Genomic DNA, 22,192 nt, shown 5'->3' on the forward strand with positions numbered 1-22,192 from the left:
TATCTTTCCAACAGAAAGATAATGAATTGACTGTGCCAAATACTTTCTTTCTACAAGAGAAAGTAGTTATTCGTATTGGTCACTCAGTTCATTGAAACCAAAGTTGATTCCGAGGAATCTGTTTTACTTCTCTTAATAAAAAGGGAAGATAAAACGTTTTGATATTCATCAACGAGTGCCCACACAGATTGATAGGTTTAAATTGTTAAAGAGCTTTGCTTATCGAAACTTTCTTTTTACAAAGAAACCCTTGAAAGCGGACGTGAATTCTAGCGATTTAATTTCAAGTGTCAAACACTTTTTAAAATTAATTTCTTTCGAACTTTCCGTCTTACTGATTACCGCTGAAGCCTTGTGGCGTCTGCCGTGTCAGTGAGGCGGCATTATAGAGATCATCGAAAACATGGCAACCCCTATTTTAATAAAAATTCAAAAAAATTGCTTAAGGGGCTACTTTTACGTCAAAACCCGCTTTCACAGGTTAAAGCTCATACAATCAAGAGCATATAACTTAGAATTTTGCGACTAGATCTTTCGAGAATGCCTCTATATCCAGTTCGATACTCCACTTTTCACTTAGCTCCACTATGTTATCTAGCGATTGCTGAACCGTTTTTATTGTCAATGTATTGTTATCTAGGTCGTATACCTGTTTTTGCGTAGTGTAATAGAAGTAAAGGATAGTTAATGCTTCTCGATCGCCTTGCTCAGCTTTCGGTTGAATACGCTTGAGCTTACGATAGATTTGATTGTGAGTTTGTTTGAGGTTCCACACATAAAGCGCTTCTTTAAAGTACTCATGCCCTTTCACTCGGCTTGCGATAAACGCATTCAAAGCGACAGATAAGATCACCCCAAGTACGTTCAAATGAAAGTTTCCTGTCGATTCACCAGTAATAGAATTAGCCGAGCCAAACAATTCAATCAGAATGGTGCCGAATACAATGGCAAACAATGCAAGCGACCCAACTAATGACACCAACAACAGGTTCATCTTCTTTCTATATTCTTCTTTATTGATCTTTTGTAACTTCACCGACAGCTTCCTTATGTAAGTCACCTAATAATTTGCGCATACTATCTATGTAAACCTTGCTTCGCTTCAACCTTTACCATCTTGTAATGTGGTCACTCTCAATTTAATACGTATAGTTCTTCTGGTCAGTACTATACATAACTCCATTTGACTTCATTAATAGAAAAGAGTTACATACCGCCATAATTTTGGTTATTCATCAATTCATGTTGATAAAGTCTGTTTCGCTTTATCACATACTGACAAGGTACATTCCATGCGTTCATTTGTATTACGCGCTCGCGCAGCCCCTACAGAGAGCAAACTTATCTTAGAAGGTGTTGGGCAAGATGCTCATACTGAGATTCTGGCTCATACTCTGATGAACACGATCTTCGTTGCTCAATCACACCGTGAGAATGTCACCGTGCACCTTGTATTAGAAAGTACTAAAGACTTTTCACGTACGATCACTTTCGATTCAAATGAGATCACTAACATTGGTGGCTTTCATGAATCGGCATTGTTATCAGCGGTAGTAAGAGCGGTTGATGCTTCTCAAGGCATGACAAAAGAACAGACACGCCAGGTTGAGCCGGGCATCACTGTTCGTACTATGAGTTTTGAAAAGTTGGTTAAAGAACTGGCTGAAGACCACCAGCTGTACATGATGGATAAGAAAGGCGACTTTATCCGTGATGCAGAGATTGCGGGGAACCCATGTTTCCTTCTGACTGACCACATCCCTATGCCGAAGAAAAGCTACAACAGCTTAAAACGTCTAGGAACAGAGAAAATCAGTTTGGGTCCAAATATGCTGTTCGCTTCTCAGTGTGTTGTGTTGATCAACAATGAATTGGATGTACGTGGTTTTTGATATCCACAGCTCTCTCTACGAGAGTTTTCTCTAAAACAGCAGGTCACTCCAAAACAGCAGCTCGCTATAAAAAATAGCTAGCCCTAAAATCATAAATGGAGCGATATACGCTCCATTTATAGTTAAATTAGCGTGCTAATTAAAAACGCACTTCGACGGTCATCCCTTCAATCCAATATTCTCTAGGCAAATCAGCCGTAAAGTTCAATGCTACTTTGAGATATGCCGGTTGCCCTTCAAAAGGGCTTGCTAATTGAGTAGGCAACTTACTGACGATTTCTACCGAATCTGCAATCTCAGCCTCAAAAGTACTACCATTAGGAAACCTTACCTTGGTATGAGCTCCTATTATCGCATTCTCTAAATATTTAGGGTCTAAATACGCGACCACTTGCGGGGTGGTATTCTTCGCTATCGTTACAAGCTCGTCACCTTCGAACACTCTCTGTCCTTCAACGACATGGATATCGACAACGCGGCCTGCATAGGGAGACTTAATCGACAGCTCTTGTTCAACTACACGTTTAAGTGCTAGATCTTTCATTAACGCACGTCTAGCCTGACTAACCGGCCCCGCTAATTCTCTTTCTTGTTCAGCTCGTTTCGCATTTTGAAAATCAAGTTTTTGTCCATTAAGCTGATTATTGAGTGAATTACTCATTCCTACGATACTTGCGTAATCCACATCGGACACCTGGCCTTTCTTCCTATATTCTTCATAGCGCTTTTGAATTTGCTGTACCGTATTTAGATTACTGCGCGTTTCTGCAATACCTTTCAAATGCAGTAGGCCAATGTCCTCAGAAACGCTTACTTCTAACCCCAATAATTCAGAATGAAGAAATTCAATTTGAGCTTCAACTTCCTTATTCGTCAACTGAATTGCTGTCTCTGATTTTAATATTTGACTTCCATCTTCGACAGGGAGCGGACCGACTACTCCTGCAACCTTAGAGGTCAAGGTCACAGGGTGCGAGGTAATGATTGCTGGAGCAATAACCAAAAAATTGGTCTTGAAGAAAAAATACGCAACGAATAATAGTGGGCTAATCACCAAGCTTAAAATTAAATACCAACGGAAGCGGTAGCCTCCTCTTTTCGCTTGTCCGTACGCAACTTTGACACCATCATCCGATTGAGGTTTGTTCTTTTTATCAAGATGAAATTTCACTTTCATTGTTAAAACCTTTTGCCTTTTTTCAATACCCACCAAGGAGCCATACTGGATTCTTCATGACTTCTTCTAAATAACTCATTAACCATAGAGAACGCGGTAATCAATCGCATAAAGAATTGATAAAATGGATACAAAACTAGCCATTTAGCCATTCTTAGATCCTCTTTCTCCCTTTCAGAAACTAATCCAATATAGACAACAAAAAAGAGCCCCACTGTTGACAAGTACACGCAATAAATAAGGAGCAAAAGTGCCACAACAAAATCGATGGAATAAGCCCAAAATATATAAAACATGAATATCGAAACTAAAATGGGCAGCAATATATTTTGTAGAACACCATAAACTAAAGTGAAGATAAAATTTCCCCAACCAAGTAATCGAGGCGTTAGACCTTCATTATGTTTCCTTAAAAACAGAAATAATAAGTCTCCATCCCATCTTAATCTTTGTTGCACCAGTCCTTTCAAAGTGTCGGGTACATCTGTATGACCCACAGCTTTAGGTGTAAAAGCGAGTTTATTATTTGGATGTCGTTTCTTGTACTGTTTGAGCCTCATCGTTAAGTCGAGATCTTCAGCTGTATGAGTATCCCACCCTCCAACTTGCTTCAGAATATTCTTTCTAAAGGCACCAAAAGCCCCAGATATATTATTGAGAACCCCCCAATTGGATAGTCCAGTCTTACCAGCCTGCATCGATAACATATACTCAAGAGACTGCATTCGCGTAAGCAAATTTTCTTGCCAGTTTCTAACACGTAAAGCACCTCCAGAAGCAATCACATTCTTATCAGTAAATTGCTTCATCATTTGTAACGCCATGTCGTTGTCAAAAGAAGTATCACCATCAACATTAATAACAAAATCACCGGTAGCGTTATCTAAACCAGCATTTAACGTTGATACGCGACCTCCTCTTTGCCACTTAGGAATGACGCGAACATCTCTGTTTCGCACTTTTCTGTGTCTCTGCTCCCCTCGTATTGCAGCTAAGTAGGTAGCTTCATTTTGAGTTGCTCCGTCGACTACGGCTAAAATCTCGATCTTTCCGGGATAAAGCTGTTCAACAAGCGTGTCGATCGTTATCTCTATTGCATCTCCTTCTCCATAACAAGTAATGACAAACGAGATGCTTGGGTATTCTTTTATCTCTATATCACTGGCCGAATAAGACCAGCGAAAGATTCCACTTAACACAAGCAGAAAGAGTGGGAGCTCAACCATAATCATCATGGGAAAAAGCATTAGCCAAAGCTCCGAGTTCTCTAGAAGCATCCCCCAAAAGTACTGTTGGAGATCAAGGCTAACTGACAGCATAGATTTCACTGACTTTACTATCTAACCAATATCCAACATCTTCTTTCATCGCAGGGTCGGGTATACCCCATGCGAAAACATTCAGAGTAAAATCATCATCTTCAATCAGAGAACAAAGCGCTCCTATTTTGCCGCGTAATACTTCTATATGTTCCATCTTAGCTTTGGGCATTAATACAAAAAGAACATCGCTTTTAAACTGACAACAAATATCAGAATCTCTAAACAAGCCATTCAATCGCTCTGTAATTTGCTCGATTAAAGCAAACATTTTAGCGTCTCCATTTTTTGACACATACTGAGCTAAATCAGGTAAATATAACCCCAATAATAGATGTTCTTCTTCATGGCGAAGTGCGATTCGATTAACCCAGCTAAGAAGGTTCGAAAAATAACCTCCATCTACTTTCCCGCTTAACGACAGCTCAGGAGCTGATAATTTCACTCCATGACGGAATATATACTCCCCCTGTACACCAAGTTTCAGCGAGTACACCTTCCTTACGACCAACTTTGAAATCTCGTTTTTTGTACCACACTCGAAACAAGAAGCTAATGTCTCCGCCTCTGCAAAAGAATGAGAGCACGAGTTACATGCATGGGTTTCTAAAGGACGGTCATAGTCCACCCCAATATGGCGAAGCTGAGTTAAGCACTTAGGGCATTCTAATTTTTGATTACGTTTAAATAGCCCTTGCTCTGCAACATGACCACACGTGAAACAATGAAGAGAGGTACGCTCAGTAATATCGATGTCTTTGCAAGAAGGACACGCCTCGATGTAATTTAAATGAGCACTAGCACATTCATGACACACTCTAACTCGATCAATTAAGTCCTCAATTTCAAAAGTGTCTCGCTTGGTCTCTGATAATACAAAGCGGTAAGTTGAACTTAGCTCCGGATAGTAGAGCTCAACTAATGGATAAGAATAAATCGATCTATGAGACAAATATTTGTGAGGTGATAATCGACGTGTTTGATCCAAGCCTAACCACCCAACAAGAGGATCCAATGTTTCCGAGGAGTTGATAATACTTTCCAACGTTCTGCGATGTTGAATCACCTCTTCTTCAACACTTTCTGGATTTAAAATACCGTCGGATAAACATTCTGATAATGCACTATCTTCTACAACATAAATCTTCCAAGACCAAAACTTCCTACAGCGATGCAGTTGACTCATCACGTCGTCTTGCGAACTAAGATCGCCATTTAAAATAATGACACCACCCAATAATTCAGGGAGTTGATTAATTTCACTGACTGGCACGATCTCTAATGGTTCTCTGATCTCAAGTACAGGAGTTCCAAGGCAGTAAATTTTCAACTTATCTCTCATTCATTAACTCCACTCTTTTGACGCTATCACCGTCAAATAAACGTAACATTTGAAATTTCAAGCGATGCTATTGCATTATTTATCCTTATACAAATACTAGATATCGATATGAAAACCGTCCAATCATTAGCCAAAAAGATTAAATAACCTCACCAATTAATTAACACGCTAGAAATATTAGTCTTGTTAATAATTGGTACCAGAGCGGTCACATACAAATCTAAAAGTTAAAGTTGATGGCGGTTGCAGAGACTTTCGAAACAACCGTCTTCTCAAAAAAACAGTCAAATATTCATGCTTTAATAAACATTAAGACAAAAAAAGAGCTCAAATAAGTGAGCTCTTTTGATTATCTATCTCTCGGTATAGATGGTGCTATCTCAGAATCGGCCTGATTAACCAAAGATGAAGCTGTATAGGAAGCCTGCACCCATCGCCATGCTTAGGATAACGAATAGGAATGCTGCAATCATTTGGTTTTTGAAGATTGATTTAAGCAGAATAACTTCCGTCAAACTTGCACCCGCACTACCAATGATCAATGCCATTACTGAACCCAACGCCATACCTTTTTGTACTAAAGCTGCACTTAGTGGGATGACAGCCTCAGCACGAATGTACAGTGGGATACCAATTACAGCGGCTACAGGAATCGCATACCACATACCTTCACCAGCGTACTGTGCAATTAGGTCTGTAGGAATGAAACCATAAATGAATGAACCAATCGCGATACCCATCATCAGGTAAGGGAAAACTTGTTTGAAGTCTTTCCAAGTTGAGAACCAAATTCTCATCCAACGGCTAGGTTCTTTCTTCTCTACGATTTCCGCAGTCGCGCTTCCATCCCTTGAGCAGCATGACACAGTCACTTGTGGTTCTTCTTTCTTCGAATCGCAACAAGATGTCTCTTTTGCCATTACAGGTGCAGGTTCGCCACAGGCACTTGTACCACATGAAGATTCCGCTTTAGTCGGTGCTGCTTTCTTAGGAACAGAGTCACCACAGCTAGTACCGCAATTTGAGGCTGAACCGGTTGACTCATACGCCTCAGGTTTTACGTAACGCTCAAAACCAAGCTTCTCAAGTGCGTAACCTGCCACTACCGACACCGTCATTGCGACAAGGAAGTAGAACACAGCCACTTGCCAGCCGAAGGTAATCAAGAATAAACCAATGATCACTGGGTTCAATAATGGGCTACCGAATAGGAACACCATCATTGGACCGAAACCCGCTCTTGCACGCAGCAACCCTTTTAAGAAAGGAATGGTCGAACATGAACAGAAAGGCGTAATTGCACCCAGTAATGCTGCAACCACATAACCCTTACCATTACGTGAGCTCAGGATAGATTGAATCTTTTCTGGTGTCAGAAACTCTTGAAGAACCCCAACAATGTAGCTGATCGCCAAGAAAAGGATGATTAGCTCTACTGCTAAGAAGGCGAACATATCAAGAGCGTCTTTTAGCATTGCTAACATTTCATTGCTCATAATTAACTCCACAATGGATTGAAGGCCGGACTCTATGAGAAAAGTAACCAACCCTTAATTTCGAATATTCTCGAATTATAGAAATAAACAGCTCCAGATCAAAATTTATTTCGACAAAAATCGAAATGAATTCCGAAAACACTATTTTACAATGACTTACATAGCCACAATTTTTAAATTTGAATTGCTCTTATATTTCGACTAACATCGAAATTAAATCTTGAGGAGTTAATATGAACTTAGAAGTCGTTGCGAAAGCACTTAAAGAGTTGGGCCACCCTGTTCGCCTAACCATTTATAAGAGTGTTGTTAAAGCTGGCTACCAAGGCATTGCAGTTGGCGGCCTACAAGAAGAACTAGGCATTCCCGGTTCTACCTTGTCTCATCACATATCAAGCTTGGCGTCTGCGGGTTTAATCAGCCAAAGACGAGAAGGAAGAACGTTATTCTGCGTGGCTGAGTATGAGTGCCTAGAAGGTGTGATTGATTTCTTACAAGACGAGTGTTGCGTGAATGAACAGCGCAACTAAGGCACCTTTGAATAGCGCAAATTTGAATAAGGCACCTTTGAAGCTTGAACAAGTCTGGGCTGAGTATCAGCAAGCGTTAAAGTCATTCCTGTATTCCAAGGTCAGCAACTCTGCGGATGTAGACGACTTGCTTCAAGAGATCTTAATTAAGACTTATCAAAACTTAGATAAGGTGCAAGATACAAGCAGCGTAAAATCGTGGCTATTCCAATTAGCCAATCACACCATTATCGACTTCTATCGTAAGCATGCTCGTCAACAACGTGATAGCCAAATTGATGCTGAAGATCTGTGGTTTACCGATTTGGACCACAACTCTGAGTTCAAGCAGAAGCTTTCATTGTGTATTGAACCTTTTATTCAGGCACTGCCAGAACAAAGTTCATCGTTATTGCTTGCTGTCGACATCAAAGGCCAAAGCCAGAAAGAGATTGCAGAGGCGCAGAACATCAGCTACTCAACGGTTAAGTCTCGCGTTCAGAAAAGTCGTGGGGACCTTAAAAGCTTGTTTGAAGAGTGCTGTAACCTGTCACTGGATCAACAAGACAATGTGATTGACTGCGAGCTCAAACCAGACAACGATTGCAGCAACTGCTAATAACTAATAACTAATAACTAATAACTAATAACTAATAACTAATAACTAATAACTAATAACTAACTCGAACCTGTTATTCAAATACAACAAAGCCAGCAATTGATGCTGGCTTTGTTGTTTTCATAATCTGTAAATCACCTTGCTTCAGCTAAGCTAGTGCTTAAGCGAACCTAGCTACTCTGCTTCCACTTACTACGCGGCTTCCGCTTTAACAACTGCTTGATAGCGCCCCGGTTTATGATTCATTGCTAGAATCAAGTTGGTGACTATCGCACCAAGCACAGACAGAAGAACCAATGACACGTCAACAATGAACAGAGAAAGCACAACAATCGTGCAGTCCAGTGCCATCTGAACCTTACCCGCACGAATTCCAAAACGTTCTTGTAAGAACAACGCCAGAATGTTGAAGCCACCTAAGCTCATCTTATGACGGAAAATCACCAGCATTCCGGTACCAATTAAGCCACCACCAAGTAAAGCTGCATACAATGCATGAATTTCGGCAATTTGAATCACGTGATACAAGTGATCCACAGCGAACGAAACAATCGAAACAGCAATAAAGGTGTTGATGGTGAAGCGCCAGCCCATACGAGCAACCGACAGAATATAGAAAGGTAAATTAAGCGCGAAGAACACTTGGCCAAAGCTTAGATCTGTTACTTTGGTAATGAAAATTGCTAGACCAGCCGTGCCTCCGGTGAGCAAACCGACTTGGTTGAAAAAGATAACGCCGAGTGAAACCAGTGCGCTACCTAAGAGCAGTGCCAGTAAATTTTCGCGAAGGTTATGATCTTTATCCATGTGAATGACTCTCCCTGAATCTTTTAACATCGCGTTTCAGTAGTTTTGAAACGATTTATGCCCAAATTTACGATGTTTGACAGATAAGTCGAGTGAATGGCCAATGTTGATTAGTGATTAGTTTGTATATTAGTTTTTACAGTTTTGTGAAATCTTCAATTAAACAGACAGTTACAATCTTGCATTTGAACTTTCATTCTTAATTACATACTTCTATCTATTAACCAGTAAACTTCGAGTTTTCCTATTTATTGGTCACGTTTCGCCCTAATTCTAACGACGCATAAATCTATGCATAAAACGCATATACTAAATCACAAATGGTCATTTGATACATACCTCACTCGTCATTATGATGCGCGACTTCTTACAACATTGAGCGCATGTAAACACCGTATGTTTTCACAATCTCTTTTTGCCCAACTGGCCAGAATGACGCTATTTCTCGTCATTAGTTTGGTTATTGTGCATCACAGTCAGCCATTGATTGATCTCTTGGCTCAGCATGCCGTGAGCAGTGGATGCCACCAGCAGTCAGCTCATGAGCATTCTGGGCACGAACATCACCATGAGATGACTGATCAACACATGTCAGCGCAAGACCACTCACATCACCACCATTAATTTAAGAGTATTAGAATGAGCATTTTCCGTTTTCCTTTACTGGTATGGCTTGGGATAGGCATACTTATTATCAGTCTAGGGATCAGACAATCATTCGGCATTTTCATGATGCCAATTTCAGAGCATTTTGGCACAGGTCGCGAGTTTTTCAGCTTCGCGATTGCGCTACAAAATCTATTGTTCGGCGTGTTCCAGCCATTTGTTGGTATGGCAGCTGACAAATGGGGAGCCAGACGCATCATTATTGCTGGCGCATGTGCTTACGGTTTAGGTTTACTTCTTACCTCAATTTCTACCGAATCGAGCATGCTTTACGTTTCACTAGGTGCACTGGTTGGCCTTGGGTTAAGCGCGACAAGTTATGTGATCGTGCTTGGCGCAGTAGCGAAAGTAGTACCGGCAGAGCACGCGGCTAAAGCGTTTGGCTTAACCACGGCCGCAGGTTCATTTGGTATGTTCGCGGTGATTCCGGGCGCGCAATACATGTTGAACGAATTCGATTGGCAGAGTGCAATGCAAGTGTTTGGCGTGCTGTGTTGTTTCATGATCTCTTTTGCCCTATTTATGCGAGCGCCTAAAGCAGCCTTAAACAAACAAGCGCAAGTAGAAGAGAACCAAACACTGAAAGAAGCACTGTCTGAAGCGTTTGCTCATAAAGGTTACTGGTTAATTCACGCGGGCTTCTTTGTGTGTGGTTTCCATGTAATGTTTATCGCAACGCACTTACCTAGCTACTTAGCAGATAAGAACTTGCCTGCGAGCAGCGCGGCGATGGCACTGGCTTACGTTGGTATCTTCAATATCTTCGGATCTTACTTCTGGGGAGTGATGGGCGATAAGTTCAGCAAACGTCATGTAATGTCGGCACTGTACTTAGTACGTACTGTAGTTATTGGTGCGTTTGTGACTTTGCCAGTGACTGAGTCTACCGCGGCTATCTTTGGTGGGGCGATTGGTTTCTGTTGGTTGGGTACGGTTCCGCTAACGTCTGGCTTAGTTCGTCAGATCTTCGGTGCTCGTTACCTGTCGACGTTGTACGGCTTGGTATTCTTTACTCACCAAGTGGGTAGCTTCTTAGGCGCTTGGGTTGGTGGTCGTATTTACGATTACTACGGTTCTTACGAGCCAATCTGGTGGTCAACGGTGGTACTGGCATTTGCAGCAGCGCTTATCCATTTACCTATCAATGACAAGCCGATTGAGCGACTGAAACTGGCAATGGCTTAGCGTTTAACGCTGACTCCCCCAACAGCAAAAATCGATAAGCAATCCAATAAGAGAGTGGATATTGAAAGGAGCACATCCTGAGATATTCGCTCTCTTTTTTATTGGCCGTTGTAATCGAAATTATAACTAGCGAAACTTGCATAAACCTCACTGAATAATAAGACTATTCTTTTCGTTTTAATTTATAGTATCTACTCGCTCCTTTAAAACTAATTCGCAGGCTTATGGAATACCTAGATCAGACCGCCCTAATAGCAATGGCACTCATTTTTGCAGGCTCATTTGTACAAACTGCAATCGGCTTTGGTTTGGCCATTGTGGCTGCCCCACTGTTGTTTTTGGTTTCACCAGACTATGTACCTGCGCCTATCTGTTTAGTTGGCCTATTCATCTCGTTATTCAACGCCTTTAAACACCGTGCAAACATTTCTATTGGCGGATTAAAAATCGCATTACTAGGACGCATTCCAGGCTCACTGGCAGGCGGTGCCTTGCTGGTGATGGTTTCAACGAGCGTGTTGTCACTTTGGTTAGGTTTATTAGTGGTATTTGCAGTGATTGTCAGCTTGCTTCCGTTTAGGTTAGAGCCGACGCCTGCCAAAATGGGCATCGCGGGATTCTTCTCAGGATTCTTTGGCACCAGTTCAGGTATTGGTGGCCCACCGATGGCGCTACTGCTTCAACACCAAGATGCAAACCAGCTTCGTGGCAACTTGTCTGCCTTTTTTGTCTTTAGTTCAATCATTTCGTTGATTGTTCAGATCCCAATTGGCTTCTTCACTATGCACCATTTGATCATCACCATACCTTTGCTGCCTGCTGCTTGGTTGGGTTACAAAGTGGCGTTAATGACCACGCAAAGTATTCCTAAAGAGAAGATACGTATTGGTTCTTTACTGTTATGTTCTATCAGTGGCTTAACTGCCATTTGGCAAGGCTTAGCTGGTTAGTATAGAGATAACGTAAGTACTGAAGGTTGCTTACGTTTTGTAACTATTTTGATGACAGCTCACTCATCTCGATAAGCAAGCTCATATGACTGACTAGTGACGTTATCCATTATGCTCAAATACCCTAATGCGGCGCCTTATTTAAGCTTTAAAGTCAGTACCACACTGTCGTAAACATCTCTATCTGGCGGTAACGATTCCCTCTCATTCACCATCAATGAACCATTACTGCATAAACCATTTTTTCATGATCTTTTTGTATACAGAGCTGAGACTGTTCAAATTAGACTAAATGTTCAATTGAGAGCGTAGTTGCATTCACTATATCTCTATATACTCGAACAATCATTAGCCAGGCAGATGAGCACGCTCAGTATTAAGGACATTCATATGAAACAACTTGGATTTAAGCAAGTTCTTTTAGTCGCAGTATCAGTAATAATCGCAATAAGTGTTGGTTCAGCCAACTATTTATCATATCAGAGTAAGAAGGAAGCACTCACTGACACTATTTATCAGAGCACACAAGACCGTATTCGCATTGAAGGGAATAAGGTTGAGACTTACCTAGAAGCTAAAACACAAGCAGTAGCAAAAATAGCCACTGATTACCGTCAAAATAATTATCAAGATAGACACGCCGAGCGAATGCGCGTGGGCTCATTGGGTGCTGATGTTGCGAACCTAATGATAGGTTTTGACAATGGTGATGCTTATGCGTCATTCGATTACCCGGGCTGGGATAATCACAAAAGTCCACCAAGCTACGACCCTCGTAGTAAAGCTTGGTACAAAGAAGGTAAGCGTTCAGGAAGCCTTGTATATACAGACCCATATACAGACTCCACAACAGGTACCTTAATGGTGAGCATTGGTAAAGATGTTGGTAACGGTGTGGTATTGGCAGACATTCCACTCGATGTTCTAAGTGACACTGTCTCTGAAATCGACCTCAACGGTGCTATTTCGATGATGATGACCAATGACATGACGGTGCTGGCTAGCACATCCAATGTGGTTAAGGTGGGCACTAAATTAACGGATTACGCATCTTTGAAAGACGTTGCAAAAAAAGCACAAAATTCAGAAAGCACAATCGTTAATTATAGTATCAACGGCGTTGAGAAAGTGATGTTCAGCCATGCGGTTAGCTATGGTGATAAAGAGTGGTACCTACTTGTTGGATTAGACAAAAGCGTCGTATTCGCAGCGCTAGAAGTCGCTCAACAGCAAGCAATTATGATCACGATTGTCTACCTATTGATCAGCGTAGTTGCCACGTTATTCATTCTCAATATTCTTTACAAACCCATCCTAGCGTTGAAAGAAACCATTACAGGGCTATCAAATGGTGATGGTGATTTAACTCAGAGACTCGAAGTAAAGAAACACGATGATTTAGGGCAAATCGCATCTGGTGTAAACCAATTCATCGAGCATATACAAGACTTGATGCTAAAAATTGACGCAGCATCGTCTGAACTGAAAGAAAATGTGCAGCAACTTGAACATAAATCAGATGAAAATAACCACATTTTGAATCAGCACGTGCAAGAAACTGAACAAATTGTCACTGCCATTGAAGAAATGAGTTCAACAGCTGACGCCGTTGCCCAAAATGCAGGTGAAACGGCGCAATCAACTAAAGTCGCGTCCGATATCGGGGAGCAATCACTCAATGCTGTCGGTGATGCACAAATGAAGGTTAATGCACTAGTTTCTGAGATAGAGAACACATCATCGAACCTAGAAAGCATGAGCCAAGAAACTAAAGGAATCAGTGATATTTTGACAGTGATTGGTGAAATCGCTGAACAGACCAATCTTCTTGCGTTAAATGCAGCGATTGAAGCAGCACGAGCGGGCGAGCAAGGTCGTGGGTTTGCAGTAGTAGCGGATGAAGTGAGAGCCTTAGCGAGTCGAACACAAGCGAGTACACAACAGATTGAACAAGCGCTGACTCGATTGCTTTCAGTGAACAAGAATGTTGAAGAGTCTATGAATAAGACGAAAGGGACTTGTGACGAAACTTTTAATAACACCGAGAAAGTGGGCAGCAGCTTAAATGAGCTAACGTCACAAGTAACGGGGATCAATGACCTAAGTATTCAAATTGCAACGGCCGCAGAAGAGCAAAGCAGCGTCACTCAGGAAATTAGTCGTAACATGGTGGCTCTGAGTGACATTGTAAATGAACTCAACAAAAATGGAGATCAAGCTTTGGTGCAAACCAACAATATCTCCCAAGTAAACGAACGACTGGCATCAATGGTTGGTATGTTTAAACTACGTTAATTTCTACTAAAACAGTTAGTTAGAATGAAACCCGTAGTGTATGGAGGTTATAGTTTCAAATAGCATCTATAGTTTTTCAATAGCAGTCATCGTTTAAAATAGCCGCCTTCTCCGAAGGCGGTTTTTTATTCCTCTCTTTCAAAAGCCCCACCAGAGCTCTTCTAGGCAAGTTTATTACTCATTTGCGATCTCTTAGAAACATCGGTAACAAAAGTTCTATTCTTTGCGTCGGAATCAGTGGCACCAATAGGTAAATCAAACCGGCAAAGGCGATAGACGCAGCTAAGTCTTCAGGGCGGTGCATACCAAGCCAAACACGACTATAAGCAACGCCACCAGCCCAAACTAACAAGCCGCCGACTAAGTAAAAACGTTTCGCTTCTAGGAACAAGCCGCCAAAGAACGCCAGACACACGCCAACGAAAATCATGTGCCCAGATGGGAAAGAATAGTCAGTCTCACCTAGCCAATGACGTGTTCGCCACTCACTCACCTTGTCTTGCACAGATGCAATCGCTGCGTTCTTTTCTACCAATGGCAGTTCGTAAAACAGCTCTGGCATTTCAACGACTTCTTGCGTCACCAAATACTCAGAATAAGGACGCGGGCTTTCTGTAGAATGCTTTAAGAAAGTTTTTGCTGCAAAGCTGAGAACCAACAACAAGCCGAGCTGCAGACAAAGGCTGACGAGCTTAGCTTTGGAAAATTTCATCATGAGCAATACCAAAGACAAAAAAGCTAGCGTTACCAAGAATCCTTGATTACCCGCCGAGTAAGTCACAAACGTTATGAAGGCGCCTTGGAAAGGCGAAACCGCAGCCCCAAGGTCAAAATTAGATCCAAAGATCAAAAACGGTACGAGAGAAGACAAACTTAAAACGAGCAGTAATAAGCCTTTGGATTTGTTAGAGAACGGAGATGTCATGACTAAGATCTTTTGGATAAAGTGGATGGATGCTAGCGCAGCTTAGCACTGCCAATATCAATTTTATGTCAAAACGGTCATTAAGCCGTCATGGTCTAACAATGTTCGACTGATGAACCTCTTGAGTATTGATTCGGTGAACAGCCACGCCAGCACCAATAATGTTCGACATCCACTTATGTTCATAGAGCAACAAAGACCACTCAAACCAGCTGAGACAAAGGCAATATCCCACTAAAGAGACTGCCGGACACGTTCTGCTGATAAAGTGAACACTTACCCAATTATAAGGCTGGAATCTGAAAAACTTTGCTGTCAGTCCTTTAAATCCACTATTGAAAGGATTACCATCTGGTCTGCTTTCAAAAGCAAAATAGATTATTAATTTTTATTCTCAGGGCGGGGCGAAATTCCCCACCGGCGGTATGTTTTTAGCAAAATCTAAAGATAAGCCCGCGAGCGCTCGATTCGTCGAGGTCAGCAGATCTGGTGAGGTGCCAGAGCCGACGGTCATAGTCCGGATGAGAGAGAATGAAAACACACTCGTTTAAGTTGGAAAGGTGTACCCGCGTGAGTTGGGTTCGTCCCTCCAACTTAGACGGGTGCATTTCGTTTTGGATAAAACCATAATGAGCTAGTGCCAATCACAGTAGGATTGGTATAGGTCTACTTGTAATAAGTAGGCTTTGTTGTGCTCGGTTGAGATCCCTCATACAGCCCTGATTCTGGTGATATTTTAGGAGTTTAACCATGAATCAGTCTTCACTACTTGCCGAATTTGGCGAACCAATCACTCGCGTTGAAAACGCACTGCAAGCTCTACGCGAAGGTCGTGGCGTACTTTTACTCGATGATGAAGATCGCGAGAACGAAGGCGACATCATCTACTCAGTAGAACACCTAACAAATGCTCAAATGGCGCTTATGATCCGCGAATGCAGCGGCATTGTGTGCTTATGCTTAACAGACGAGCAAGCAAACCAGCTTGAACTTCCACCTATGGTTGTTGATAACAACAGCGCAAACCAAACTGCGTTTACCGTAACTATCGAAGCAAAAGTTGGCGTAACGACAGGTGTTTCTGCCGCTGACCGTGTAACAACGATCAAGACAGCTGCAAACCCGACAGCTAAACCTACAGACCTTGCTCGCCCTGGCCACGTATTCCCACTGCGCGCACGCAAAGGTGGTGTACTTGCTCGCCGTGGTCACACAGAAGGTACTGTTGATCTTATGCAAATGGCAGGTCTTCAATCAGCAGGCGTACTGTGTGAAGTAACCAACCCAGACGGTACAATGGCAAAAGCACCAGAGATCGTAGCTTTCGGTAAACTACACAACATGCCAGTACTGACCATTGAAGATATGGTGATGTACCGCAATGAGTTCGACCTAAAACTGGCTTAATGCTTAGTGCTTGGTGCTTGGTGCTTGGTATCCCGATATTTACTCAAGCGCATTGACCTAAACAGATTTAGGCTCACCAATTGAGCAAAGCTTATTTTAAGCAGGGCATAGTGACTGTCACTCAAACAGCTTTTACAGCTGATTGATGCCGTCAAGTAAACCCTGTTAGCGTCTGAATAACATCCCAAATTAGAGCCTCACTGATTTCAGTGGGGCTTTTTTCATACTTACGTCCGATAAAGAACCGAGCCAATTAGCAATTATTATCATTAACAACACAATTTTGTTATGTTATAACATTACAAATCATTACTCATCACTAGGATAAAAGCATGAAAAAGCTTGCCGCACTGGCGCTACTTTCCATCAGTGCACTACTCATATGGATATTTGTACCATCGAAAGAAACACAACCAACAACACTCAACATCTCAGGTCCCTTCGAGTTTACTGACCAAGATTTGTCGAAAAACGGCTATTTATTTACACGGTTACAAGTTGTTGAAGCGCTTACTGCTATCGACAAGTCAGGCAACGTCACACCTTTATTAGCGAAAGAATGGACAACTAACGCAAACAATCTACGCTGGGAATTCACATTGCGCCCAGACGTTGTTTTCCACGATGGTTCACCGCTTACCGCGCAAGCTGTTCAAACTTCTCTTTCTCACGCTTTAAATAAACCTGGCGTATTAAAGCGAGTACCTATCAAAGAAATATCAGCTTCAGACAACCTGCTAGTCATCGAGCTATCTCAACCTTATCGACCATTGCTGGCCGTGTTAGCGCATTACACAGCAGCGATTGCAGCACCAAGTTCGTTTGATCAACAAGGGACCGTGGCGCAATTGAGTGGTACAGGCCCTTATAAAATCCAAGAATTACAAGCTCCTCATAAAGCGCATGTTGTCAAAAATGCTGACTACTGGGGCACAAAAGCCTCGATTGAACATGTTCACTACCTTGCAGGTCATCGCTCTGAAAGCCGTGCTTTGTTAGCACAAACCGGTCAAGCCGATCTGGTTTACACACTCGATCCAGCCAGTATCGACCTACTTGAGTCAGCAAAAAATGTTGAATTAGTGATGGAGTCAATCCCAAGAACGATCCTAATTAAGTTGAATAATGAACACCCATTTTTGAATCATTCAGATGTGCGTCAGGCGATAAGCCTGGCTTTAGACCGAACGGGTATTTCAAAACAAATCGTCCGCGTTCCGGGCTCTGAAGCGTATCAACTGTTTGCCCCTTCTCTTGGTGCATGGCACATCAATAACCTTGAGCAAACTCAGCGCAATATCGACCAAGCGAAAACATTACTCGCAGGGCAAGGTTGGCAGGAAAATGAGGAGGGCGTCCTTTCGCGCGAAGGTAAACCATTCGATATTACATTAACCACCTACTCAGACAGACCAGAGCTGCCTATCGTAGCTACCGCGATTCAAGCTCAGCTTAAAGAAGTCGGCATTCAAGTGAATGTTTCTATCGATAACTCAAGTGCAATTCCATCGAAACACAAAGACGGCACCTTAGAAATGGCGCTCGTGGCGCGTAATTTTGGTACTACGGCGGATCCCCTAGCCTTACTAATGCGCGATTTTGCGAGCCATAAAGGCAGTGATTGGGGGCCGATGAACTGGTCTTCTGATGAGTTCAGCAGCTTACTTCAACGTCTATCGGTTGAACCGAACCAAGACCACTATAATCAAATGACTCAAGAGGCTTCATCCATATTAGCGGATGAAATGCCACTGATTCCTGTGACTTTCTACACTCAGTTAGTTGCGGTCAATGAACGTGTTAACCACTTCTCTTTTGACCCATTTGAAATCAACTACCGCATCTCAGAGATGACGATTAATGATTAATATCTTAATCCGAAGATTACTCCAAGCCGGCTTTGTGGCCTGGAGTATCGGAACACTCACTTTCATTTTAATGCGCTTGTTACCCGGTGACTTTGCTTTTCGAATTGCAGCGGGTCGCTATGGGTATGATTATGTGGATGCGGATGCGGCACAAGCGGTTTATCAAGAGCTAGGGCTTGATCGTTCGGGCTTGCAGCTATACCTCGAATGGCTATGGGATCTTCTCCATTTTGATTTGGGAACATCATTGATTAGTGGCACCCCCGTCATTGATGAAATCAGCCACCAGCTCGGGCACTCCATTTTATTGGCAGTCGTCGCGACCGTCATTTCTCTTCTAATTGCCATCCCAATCGGTATTTATTGTGGAAAACGGACCGACTCTTTTGCTGACCACTTCTCGCTATTAGGTTCCATCGTCTTAAGAGCCCAGCCTGTATTTCTGATTGGTTTGGCTTTGGTGATTATCTTTGCGTTACAACTGAATTGGCTGCCAGTGGCTGGCTTTGGACGAGTCGAGTTTATTATTTTACCCGCCCTCGCCTTAGCGCTATCTCTGGCTGCAATGTCTAGTCGCCTTATAAGAAATGCCACTCATGATGCCATCACAGCACCGCATTTTTTATTCGCTCGTTTAAAAGGACTAACTGAGGCGCAAGCTTTTCAACATCACGCTCATAAACACATCGCTTTACCTGTTATTACTTTTGTTGGCGTTCAAGCAACTGGGTTAATTGAAGGGATCATTATGATCGAGTCATTATTCTCTTGGCCGGGCATTGGTCACGCGTTAGCGCATGCGATTTTCCGTAGAGATATCCCAATGATCCAAGGTTCTGCTCTGCTAATGGGGCTTTTGTTTGTGGTCATCAATACCTTAGTCGATCTGGTCAATTATCAATTAGATCCAAGGCAGCGAGCCAATAAACCCTCTGCTTTATTTTCAAAATTTAGACCTAATAAACGACAAGCAGAATCCGAAAATAAGAAGGTTAAGATCGTATGAATTTAACAAAACCGCAATGGTTAGGCTTGATTATCCTAGCCGCCTTGTTATGCGTGGTCATTCTAGAACGGATTGTCTATCAAGGTGATATTGCCAAGCAAAACTTAGACCTTGCCTTCACAACGCCTTCTGTCGAAGAACCTTTAGGCCGAGACCATTTTGGACGCAGTAATTTAGCGAGACTAAGCCATGCCATCAGCACTTCACTTTCCATGGCGTTAGTCAGTATTACCACCGCGGCGTTATTGGGAACGTCAATGGGAGTAATAGCCGGTTGGAAACAAGGATGGTGGGATAAAATATTTTCATTCAACGTGAACATGATACTCGCCATGCCCGGCCTAATTCTTGTTTTACTTTTTGCAGCTATGGTACCGGGATCATTTCTTATTCTTTACATCGCCATATCGCTCATGCTGTGGGTGGATTTTTTCCGTGTGTCGCGTAACCGAACTTTGTCACTCATTCAATCGCCTGCTGTAGAGGCATCACGACTTTATGGGTTCAACCACTGGTATATTTTTAAACGTCACTTGTGGCCAGATTGCCGAAATGATCTATTCACCCTGTTCTGTTTTGGTACCGGTAATTCAATACTGGCACTTGCATCTTTAGGCTTTCTGCATGTTGGGCTTAAGCCGCCAGAAGCTGAGCTAGGCTTGATGATGGTTGAACTATTTCGTTACTACCACCAAGCTCCTTGGGTTTTGATTCAACCAGTACTGACCGTTTTTCTTCTCGTACTAAGTTTTCATTTATTAGCTCAAGGAAAACGTCTAACTCAACAAAATAAACATTCGCATAATGAACCAAGGTGTAAACAAGAAAAATCACGACTAGGGAAACAAGCGGGTAAAGGAGTAACAGCATGAACGCAATGTTAAAAATTGAAAACCTGTCGATTCATACTGACACTCAAACCTTAGTCCAGAACTTAAGTTTAGATTTATATCCGCAGCGTCCGCTCACCATTTTGGGAGAAACAGGCGCGGGGAAAAGTCTAATCGCTGCAGCCGTAGCGGGCACATTGCCTGATGCCTTAAAACCAGAAGGCGACATTACTTTGTTTGATGAGCTTAACCCTTTAAATCGAGAACGGTTTTGGGGCAAAGAAATAGCTTTGCTACCTCAAGAACCTTGGTTAGCACTCAATCCGCTTCGGACTATAGGATCGCAGATAAGCGAAGTTCATAAGCTGGTTTTAAACGAAGGTCGTTCCCAGAGTGACACACTCACCCACCATGCACTTCAACAAATGGAACTGGACAAAGATGGAGATAAACACCCATTTGAACTCTCGGGCGGAATGGCGCAACGTGCTGCGTATTTATGTGCGATTCAAGCCGGAGGCAAACTGTTAATTGCCGATGAACCCACAAAAGGCTTAGACGAAAGCCGACGTGATCACGTTGGGCAACTTCTCCTTTCTCACTGCCAACAACTTGAAAATGACAAACCCGGTGGCCTGCTCACCATCACTCACGACATTAAACTGGCTAAAATGTTAGGTGGTGACATCATTGTCATGAAAGAAGGGGTAATTGTTGAAAGAGGTGATGCTAAAGCCATTTTAGAGCAGCCACAAGCTGCCTATACAAAAGCGCTTATCCGAGCACAACCTGAGTATTGGTCACTTGATCAGCCAACTTCCTCGCCATCTTTAAATGAATCAGGTAGTCACGCTGAATCCTCAAAGGTAAGTATACAAAGCGGACAGAAGCCGCTGCTTGAAGTTGAAGATTTATCTATCTACCGCGATCAAAGAACGCTCTTTTCAGATCTCACATTCTCACTATCACAAGGTGAAATATTGGGAGTTTATGGTGACAGCGGATGTGGAAAATCGTCTCTTGCCGACACTTTACTAGGGTTGCACAACGACTTTTCCGGCAATATCGACTGGCTTCAAAAAATCGAGAAAGGACAACGCCTTAAGCTTTACCAAGATCCACCAAGTGCACATTCCCCTCACACAACACTAAAAATATTACTTGATGACTTATGTGCGCTTCACAAACTAAATCGGTCCAAGATACCCGCACTTCTAGATAGATTGAGCCTTGATTCTGCTTTGCTTGAACGTCCAGCAAGCCAAGTATCAGGAGGAGAACTACAGAGGTTCGCGATTTTACGAGCGCTACTGATGAGCCCAAAATTGTTAATTGCAGATGAGCCCTCATCACGATTAGACCCCATCACTGCAGCACAAACGCTAAAACTGATTGTTGAAGTATCGAAAGAAGCGAATTGCGGCCTAATTTTGATTAGCCATGATCAACTGGCTTTGAGTAAGTTGTGTAATAAAGTGATCGACTTATCGCGCTGTTGATTCATGGATCTATTAATTAATGGATCTATTGATTAATGAATCTCTTAACTTATCGAGCGATTGAGTTATTTAGCTATTTAGCTATCGACTTAGCGAACTATCGGCCTAAAAGCGCTTCGCGGTTATCTGTCTTCTCAGTGGCACATTCGTCGTAAATCTTTAGTCATATCTTCACCATCCACTCACTGAATATACATCTCTGTGTAACCCAATCTGACTAACCTTGTGTAAGAGGTTAGCCAGATTGTAGCTATTTAAGCTTCAGCCAAAGCAAAGTCTAGGAACTGTAACAACCTATAACCTCTTCTATTGTTCTCACTCGAATGGTGAGGTGATGCACCAGTGTTGGTCATCCACAAGCGACCGTAAAATATAAGTCATTGAAATATAATGCTTATCA

19 protein-coding genes and 1 riboswitch are annotated in these 22,192 nt (G+C 42.4%); of the genes, 11 read left to right on the forward strand and 8 right to left on the reverse strand.

Going from position 1 to position 22,192, the window contains the following annotated elements; genetic code table 11:
* Positions 1-511: 511 nt before the first annotated feature.
* Complete coding sequence (locus tag K08M4_RS20695) at positions 512-1,036, reverse strand: DUF3087 family protein (protein ID WP_086051290.1); 525 nt, start codon at positions 1,034-1,036, stop codon at positions 512-514.
* Positions 1,037-1,292: 256 nt separating this feature from the next.
* Here K08M4_RS20695 and trmY point away from each other — a divergent pair, with 256 nt between their 5' ends.
* Positions 1,293-1,892: a tRNA (pseudouridine(54)-N(1))-methyltransferase TrmY gene (trmY, locus tag K08M4_RS20700; RefSeq protein WP_086051291.1), complete on the forward strand. Its 600-nt coding sequence runs from the start codon at positions 1,293-1,295 to the stop codon at positions 1,890-1,892.
* Positions 1,893-2,031: 139 nt separating this feature from the next.
* On the opposite strand, the gene K08M4_RS20705 is transcribed toward trmY, so the two are convergent.
* From K08M4_RS20705 to K08M4_RS20720, 4 genes are all read right to left on the reverse strand, one after another.
* Positions 2,032-3,105 (reverse strand): HlyD family secretion protein, encoded by a 1,074-nt coding sequence (locus K08M4_RS20705; RefSeq protein ID WP_086051292.1) that lies wholly within the window; start codon positions 3,103-3,105, stop codon positions 2,032-2,034.
* The gene (locus K08M4_RS20710) at positions 3,072-4,388 is read right to left on the reverse strand and encodes a glycosyltransferase family 2 protein (protein ID WP_198299354.1); all 1,317 of its coding nucleotides are present in this window, start codon (positions 4,386-4,388) and stop codon (positions 3,072-3,074) included. The genes K08M4_RS20705 and K08M4_RS20710 overlap by 34 nt, the downstream gene beginning before the upstream one ends.
* The gene (locus K08M4_RS20715) at positions 4,375-5,730 is read right to left on the reverse strand and encodes a TackOD1 domain-containing metal-binding protein (RefSeq protein WP_086051294.1); all 1,356 of its coding nucleotides are present in this window, start codon (positions 5,728-5,730) and stop codon (positions 4,375-4,377) included. Before K08M4_RS20715 ends, K08M4_RS20710 begins: the two co-directional genes overlap by 14 nt.
* 395 nt (positions 5,731-6,125) lie before the next feature.
* Positions 6,126-7,226, reverse strand: a complete 1,101-nt coding sequence (locus tag K08M4_RS20720; RefSeq protein WP_086051295.1) for a permease — start codon at positions 7,224-7,226, stop codon at positions 6,126-6,128.
* A 233-nt stretch (positions 7,227-7,459) separates the two neighbouring features.
* Here K08M4_RS20720 and K08M4_RS20725 point away from each other — a divergent pair, with 233 nt between their 5' ends.
* Both K08M4_RS20725 and sigZ read left to right on the forward strand, forming a co-directional pair.
* Positions 7,460-7,756, forward strand: coding sequence for an ArsR/SmtB family transcription factor (locus K08M4_RS20725; protein WP_065612849.1), 297 nt, complete (start codon positions 7,460-7,462; stop codon positions 7,754-7,756).
* The gene (gene sigZ / locus K08M4_RS20730; protein WP_086051296.1) at positions 7,740-8,354 is read left to right on the forward strand and encodes an RNA polymerase sigma factor SigZ; all 615 of its coding nucleotides are present in this window, start codon (positions 7,740-7,742) and stop codon (positions 8,352-8,354) included. The genes K08M4_RS20725 and sigZ overlap by 17 nt, the downstream gene beginning before the upstream one ends.
* A 192-nt stretch (positions 8,355-8,546) precedes the next feature.
* Here the strand turns inward: sigZ and K08M4_RS20735 are convergent, their stop codons facing one another.
* Entirely contained in the window at positions 8,547-9,161 is a 615-nt protein-coding gene (locus tag K08M4_RS20735) for a DUF6198 family protein (RefSeq protein WP_086051297.1), read from the reverse strand.
* Positions 9,162-9,621: 460 nt separating this feature from the next.
* Positions 9,622-9,771, reverse strand: coding sequence for a hypothetical protein (locus K08M4_RS22500; protein WP_198299339.1), 150 nt, complete (start codon positions 9,769-9,771; stop codon positions 9,622-9,624).
* A gap of 29 nt (positions 9,772-9,800) precedes the next feature.
* On the opposite strand from K08M4_RS22500, the gene K08M4_RS20740 reads away from it, so the two are divergent.
* The 3 genes from K08M4_RS20740 (at position 9,801) to K08M4_RS20750 (ending at position 14,257) form a co-directional block, all read left to right on the forward strand.
* A complete protein-coding gene (locus tag K08M4_RS20740; protein WP_086051298.1) occupies positions 9,801-11,012 on the forward strand; it encodes an MFS transporter in 1,212 nt (403 codons plus the stop codon).
* Positions 11,013-11,236: 224 nt separating this feature from the next.
* Positions 11,237-11,962 carry a sulfite exporter TauE/SafE family protein gene (locus K08M4_RS20745; protein WP_198299340.1) on the forward strand — a complete coding sequence of 242 codons (726 nt, stop codon included), beginning with the start codon at positions 11,237-11,239 and terminating at the stop codon, positions 11,960-11,962.
* 390 nt (positions 11,963-12,352) lie between these two features.
* Positions 12,353-14,257, forward strand: coding sequence for a methyl-accepting chemotaxis protein (locus tag K08M4_RS20750; protein WP_086051300.1), 1,905 nt, complete (start codon positions 12,353-12,355; stop codon positions 14,255-14,257).
* A gap of 178 nt (positions 14,258-14,435) precedes the next feature.
* Here the strand turns inward: K08M4_RS20750 and K08M4_RS20755 are convergent, their stop codons facing one another.
* Positions 14,436-15,182, reverse strand: a complete 747-nt coding sequence (locus tag K08M4_RS20755) for a phosphatase PAP2 family protein (RefSeq protein WP_086051301.1) — start codon at positions 15,180-15,182, stop codon at positions 14,436-14,438.
* 386 nt (positions 15,183-15,568) lie between these two features.
* Positions 15,569-15,719: riboswitch (FMN riboswitch) on the forward strand.
* 213 nt (positions 15,720-15,932) lie between these two features.
* Here K08M4_RS20755 and ribB point away from each other — a divergent pair.
* The 5 genes from ribB (at position 15,933) to K08M4_RS20780 (ending at position 21,792) form a co-directional block, all read left to right on the forward strand.
* Positions 15,933-16,589, forward strand: a complete 657-nt coding sequence (ribB, locus tag K08M4_RS20760; protein WP_008216559.1) for a 3,4-dihydroxy-2-butanone-4-phosphate synthase — start codon at positions 15,933-15,935, stop codon at positions 16,587-16,589.
* Between the two features lie 332 nt (positions 16,590-16,921).
* Positions 16,922-18,457 carry an ABC transporter substrate-binding protein gene (locus K08M4_RS20765; protein ID WP_086051302.1) on the forward strand — a complete coding sequence of 512 codons (1,536 nt, stop codon included), beginning with the start codon at positions 16,922-16,924 and terminating at the stop codon, positions 18,455-18,457.
* Positions 18,450-19,463, forward strand: a complete 1,014-nt coding sequence (locus tag K08M4_RS20770; RefSeq protein ID WP_086051303.1) for an ABC transporter permease — start codon at positions 18,450-18,452, stop codon at positions 19,461-19,463. The genes K08M4_RS20765 and K08M4_RS20770 overlap by 8 nt, the downstream gene beginning before the upstream one ends.
* Complete coding sequence (locus K08M4_RS20775; protein ID WP_086051304.1) at positions 19,460-20,335, forward strand: ABC transporter permease; 876 nt, start codon at positions 19,460-19,462, stop codon at positions 20,333-20,335. Before K08M4_RS20770 ends, K08M4_RS20775 begins: the two co-directional genes overlap by 4 nt.
* A complete protein-coding gene (locus tag K08M4_RS20780) occupies positions 20,332-21,792 on the forward strand; it encodes an ABC transporter ATP-binding protein (RefSeq protein ID WP_086051305.1) in 1,461 nt (486 codons plus the stop codon). Before K08M4_RS20775 ends, K08M4_RS20780 begins: the two co-directional genes overlap by 4 nt.
* Positions 21,793-22,192: the final 400 nt, after the last annotated feature.

This window comes from Vibrio syngnathi (assembly GCF_002119525.1).
GTDB lineage: Bacteria > Pseudomonadota > Gammaproteobacteria > Enterobacterales > Vibrionaceae > Vibrio > Vibrio syngnathi.

Excerpts from the sequence above, each read along its gene's own strand:
- trmY (WP_086051291.1), top strand. The coding sequence starts at position 1,293 with ATGCGTTCATTTGTATTACGCGCTCGCGCAGCCCCTACAGAGAGCAAA.
- K08M4_RS20710 (WP_198299354.1), bottom strand. The coding sequence starts at position 4,388 with ATGCTGTCAGTTAGCCTTGATCTCCAACAGTACTTTTGGGGGATGCTT.
- K08M4_RS20715 (WP_086051294.1), bottom strand. The coding sequence starts at position 5,730 with ATGAGAGATAAGTTGAAAATTTACTGCCTTGGAACTCCTGTACTTGAG.
- K08M4_RS20720 (WP_086051295.1), bottom strand. The coding sequence starts at position 7,226 with ATGAGCAATGAAATGTTAGCAATGCTAAAAGACGCTCTTGATATGTTC.
- K08M4_RS20725 (WP_065612849.1), top strand. The coding sequence starts at position 7,460 with ATGAACTTAGAAGTCGTTGCGAAAGCACTTAAAGAGTTGGGCCACCCT.
- sigZ (WP_086051296.1), top strand. The coding sequence starts at position 7,740 with ATGAACAGCGCAACTAAGGCACCTTTGAATAGCGCAAATTTGAATAAG.
- K08M4_RS20735 (WP_086051297.1), bottom strand. The coding sequence starts at position 9,161 with ATGGATAAAGATCATAACCTTCGCGAAAATTTACTGGCACTGCTCTTA.
- K08M4_RS20740 (WP_086051298.1), top strand. The coding sequence starts at position 9,801 with ATGAGCATTTTCCGTTTTCCTTTACTGGTATGGCTTGGGATAGGCATA.
- K08M4_RS20745 (WP_198299340.1), top strand. The coding sequence starts at position 11,237 with ATGGAATACCTAGATCAGACCGCCCTAATAGCAATGGCACTCATTTTT.
- K08M4_RS20750 (WP_086051300.1), top strand. The coding sequence starts at position 12,353 with ATGAAACAACTTGGATTTAAGCAAGTTCTTTTAGTCGCAGTATCAGTA.
- K08M4_RS20755 (WP_086051301.1), bottom strand. The coding sequence starts at position 15,182 with ATGACATCTCCGTTCTCTAACAAATCCAAAGGCTTATTACTGCTCGTT.
- ribB (WP_008216559.1), top strand. The coding sequence starts at position 15,933 with ATGAATCAGTCTTCACTACTTGCCGAATTTGGCGAACCAATCACTCGC.
- K08M4_RS20765 (WP_086051302.1), top strand. The coding sequence starts at position 16,922 with ATGAAAAAGCTTGCCGCACTGGCGCTACTTTCCATCAGTGCACTACTC.
- K08M4_RS20770 (WP_086051303.1), top strand. The coding sequence starts at position 18,450 with ATGATTAATATCTTAATCCGAAGATTACTCCAAGCCGGCTTTGTGGCC.
- K08M4_RS20775 (WP_086051304.1), top strand. The coding sequence starts at position 19,460 with ATGAATTTAACAAAACCGCAATGGTTAGGCTTGATTATCCTAGCCGCC.
- K08M4_RS20780 (WP_086051305.1), top strand. The coding sequence starts at position 20,332 with ATGAACGCAATGTTAAAAATTGAAAACCTGTCGATTCATACTGACACT.